The organism is Roseburia sp. MSJ-14, assembly GCF_018918225.1.
In the GTDB taxonomy this organism is placed as follows: domain Bacteria; phylum Bacillota; class Clostridia; order Lachnospirales; family Lachnospiraceae; genus Petralouisia.
This window is the reverse complement of the sequence record NZ_JAHLQD010000013.1, coordinates 1-3,999: the sequence shown is the minus strand read 5'-3', so window position 1 is coordinate 3,999 and position 3,999 is coordinate 1. Positions and strand designations below refer to the sequence as shown.

The 3,999-nt window shown below is 44.0% G+C and carries 3 protein-coding genes and 1 pseudogene; all 4 read right to left on the bottom strand.

From position 1 onward, the window contains the following. Nucleotides 1-102: 102 nt before the first annotated feature. Nucleotides 103-789 carry an RNA polymerase sporulation sigma factor SigK gene (gene sigK / locus KQI83_RS06380; RefSeq protein ID WP_201427805.1) on the bottom strand — a complete coding sequence of 229 codons (687 nt, stop codon included), beginning with the start codon at nt 787-789 and terminating at the stop codon, nt 103-105. A gap of 172 nt (nt 790-961) precedes the next feature. Further along, nucleotides 962-1,774: a dockerin type I repeat-containing protein gene (locus KQI83_RS06375; RefSeq protein WP_216555719.1), complete on the bottom strand. Its 813-nt coding sequence runs from the start codon at nt 1,772-1,774 to the stop codon at nt 962-964. A 125-nt stretch (nt 1,775-1,899) separates the two neighbouring features. Next, nucleotides 1,900-2,778, bottom strand: a complete 879-nt coding sequence (locus KQI83_RS06370) for a GLUG motif-containing protein (RefSeq protein WP_216555716.1) — start codon at nt 2,776-2,778, stop codon at nt 1,900-1,902. 360 nt (nt 2,779-3,138) lie between these two features. Next, nucleotides 3,139-3,981 (bottom strand): annotated as a pseudogene (locus tag KQI83_RS06365) (EF-Tu/IF-2/RF-3 family GTPase); the annotation flags it as partial. Nucleotides 3,982-3,999 lie beyond the last annotated feature (18 nt).

Here is a 3,999-nt window from a genome sequence, read left to right as displayed (position 1 = left end):
AGATGTGTATAAGAGACAGATGTATATGAAAGCACTGATTTCATTATACTTTAAAATCCGATATAGTCAAGATTTATCGCTCGTTATGTGTTGATCTCAACCTTACCCCTGCTCATATCGGCTCCTCAGCTTTTCCAACGCCTTTTTCTCGATGCGTGAGATATAGGAACGTGAGATGTTCAGTTTCTTCGCCAACTCCCGCTGTGTCTGTATCTTCACACCGCCGATCCCGTACCGCTTGATGATGACTTCTTTTTCTCTGGGCGTTAACACCTCGTCGATATAGCGGCTCAACACCTCCAGATGGAGCTTGGTGTCTACATCCTCGGCTACATCCATATCCGACGCCATAATGTCCATCAGCGTCAGCGGATTACCGTCCTTGTCGGTATCGATCGTATCGTTCAGGGATACATCCTGCGCCGATTTGCGGTTGTTGCGGAAGAACATCAGGATCTCGTTCTCAATACAGCGGGAGGCGTAGCTTGACAGCTTGATGTTCTTGTCGATATTGAAGGTGTTGATCGCCTTGATCAGACCGATCGTACCGATCGATACCAAGTCATCCTGACCGCCGTAGTTTTGATAATACTTCTTGATGATGTGCGCGACAAGGCGCAGATTATGCTCGACAAGGATATTCCGCGCGCCGATATCTCCCTTTGCGGCGAGCTCCAGATAATGCTGCTCCTCCGCCTTTTTCAACGGCTTCGGAAAGCTCTCACTGTGCGCGATATGCAGAATGAACAGAAAGATGTATTGGCTGATATACGATAAGAATCCAAACAAAAAACCACCTCATGAAATTGTATTCACAAGGTGGTTCTGTTTTGCCTGTCTATAAAAAGTCATTGCGAGGCTCATCAATGAGCTGTGGCAATCTCAACCGATTTAGATGTTTTTTCTCTGTATCTGCCCTCAAAAAAACATTATTAGGAAAGAACAGGTTAACTGATTTTTCCTATGAAATAGGCTCACCGATGCCCGCAGGATATTCCGAGCCTATTAAGTATCTTTGAATCCAAGTTGCGTCAAGGATCGTCACAACACCGTCGTTGTCTACATCAGCAGTCGATTTATTATAAGGATCGATCGGTATATCCACAAGACTTCTCTGAATACAAGTGGTGTCAATAATGCTGACTTCACCATCGCCGTCTACATCGCCTAGCAAGTGTGGAGGCAAGATTTCCTGTCTGTTGTTGATCAGCTGCGGATATTGATACTCTGTAGCATTGTCGATCACCCATGTGTTTTCAAAATCAAATTTCGGCATACACATTTCCAGTTGAAGTTGTGCAGAGGTCAAAGCTTTTGCGCCTGTATTGGAAGAACCGGCTGAGCTGAGGTAATAGCAATTGGATATACTTCCTGTGCCTGTTTCCTGTATTCCGTAGTTTGCTTTGCCGACATTATAACAACCGTTTATTTCTCCGTTGGATTCTCCCACGATGCCGCCACAAAACGTTTCTGTTTTTCCATCGTAGCTTCTATAGTTCTCTGAATAATAGTAACGAGGGGGACTAGCAGAACCCCATGAAAAATACTTTGCTGTTGCGTTAGCTGAGAATATAACATTAGCTGTATTATAGCAATTGCTGATAGCTACGTTTGTCTGATTGCCACAAATGCCACCTGCATAGCTATAACCGAATGAATTAGCAGAAGCCATCGCTTCCTTAGCGTGATATGTTGAATCCCTGTAAGAATTCTCAGCATATGAACTGACTTTTGATGATAATTCTCCTGTGTTATAACAGTTGCTGATATCCATACTAGAAGATCCACAAATACCACCACAAAAAGAATGAGAATAAGCACTCAAGTTTTCATTCTTTAGTGCCATCTTAATAGATTGTGTTGTTTCTGCAACAATATTCCCTTTGTTATAACTGTTATTTACACTGCTTTTATTTGATCCACAGATACCCCCAGCATACAATATGATATGAAAGTCATATCAGAGGAATAAGCAGTAGTGGAACTCTTCGAATACTCTATAGTTGATGTTATATCTCCAATGTTGTAACAATCTATAATATTTCCGCTTTCAGTGCTTCCGCATATACCTCCTGAATAAGGTGTATTCATATGAGAATCAGTTGCTATAATGCCAGTGTTGTAACAATTTTTGAACTCGCCACTTTTGGAGTAACCGCATATGCCACCCGAATAATACTTTGCTGAAATATCCGCTTCATTGTAACAATTCGATATATTGCCGCTGTTATAACCGCAAATACCGCCCGAATAAGAATAATATGTTGATGAAGATACAGCGGCTTTATTATAGCAATTTAATACCGTGCCACTGTTAAAAGCGCAAATACCGCTTGAGTAATCTCCTTCTGCGACAATACTTGTTTCATCGATACCGAGGTTTTGGATAGTACCTTCGTTTTTGGCGAATAAGCCCAGATAGATCGTACCTGCGCCGCTCGGTGTTGTATTGCGGTTGATTCTCATACCAATTATCTTGTGACCGTTTCCGTCAAAGGTTCCCATAAACGGAATATTCCCATAGATACCATCGCTGCCGAGCGGTTCCCAACCGTTGCCCATAAAGTCCCAGTCTCCGCCGACCGCTGTATCTTCGGTCATGTCGATATCATTCATCAGCCTATAGTTGCCGCTCATGTTGTTATTGATACTATATAGATCAGCGATGGTTCTGATTTCGAGCACTTCGTCCTCAGCCGCACTTACGCCGATCGTAACGACAGGAACAACCGACAATAAAAGAATAATTGATAATACGATTGATAATGCCTTTTTCATGAAAATCACCCCTAATTAAACAAAAAATGCGTAGCTCCTACATACACACAGAGCTACGCATAAAAAACACACAGCTCTGAAATGTCGCCAAACAATTACAAGTAATCCTGATCAAAGTTAGTTTAATTAGGAATAGTTGAAACAGAGCGTAGTGTTTTTATCATAAAGACAAAAACACTATTCCCAAAAAACTAACCTATTAATCAAAGAATGGTTCATTATTTACTTGTAATTGTTGGCAATTTCAGTATAGCATAACCACATTTTAATCGCAATAGTTTTTTTATGATTTATAGAAAGATTATTCAAGAAAAAACGCATGGAACAACGAATCATTCCATGCGCATATTAATTAATCTTTTACTCCGCGTTACCGAAATCCTGCAGCGTCAAGCCCTTATTATGCTCCAGCGCCCAGTCGATGCTCCATTCCGAGCGGAACAGCAGCAGCTTGTTATCGCGGAAATCCGCTACGACCTTGGTATCCGAAGCCAGATCCAATGCCTTATAATCGACCTCGGAGGTGATCCAGCGGATGAACTGATACGGTGTGTTCTCCATGATGATATCGACGTTGTATTCGTTCTCGAGGCGGTATTTCAGCACGTCGAACTGCAGTACGCCGACAACGCCGACGATGACTTCTTCCATACCGGATTCGGGCTCGTGGAAGATCTGTATAGCGCCCTCCTGCGCTATCTGGTTCATACCTTTGACGAACTGCTTGCGCTTCATGGTATCCTTCTGGCGTACCAGAGCAAAGTGCTCCGGTGCAAAGGTCGGGATCCCTTTGAACTGGAATTTCTGTCCCGGCGAAACAATGGTATCGCCGATCGAGAACATACCCGGATCGAACACGCCGATGATATCGCCCGCATAGGCTTCCTCTACGATCTCGCGCTCCTGCGCCATGATCTGCTGCGGCTGAGAGAGCTTCATCTTTCTGTCGCCCTGCACATGGTAGACCTCCATGTTCTTGTCGAACTTTCCGGAGCAGATGCGCATGAACGCCACGCGGTCGCGATGCGCCTTATTCATGTTTGCCTGGATCTTAAAGACGAACGCGGAGAAGAAATCGGAATCGGGAGCGATCATCTCACCGCCCGCTTCACGCGCCAAGGGCGATGTGGTAAGCTGCAAGAACTCCTGCAGGAACGGCTCTACACCGAAGTTGGTGAGCGCCGAGCCGAAGAATACCGGAGCTGTCTCTTATACACATCT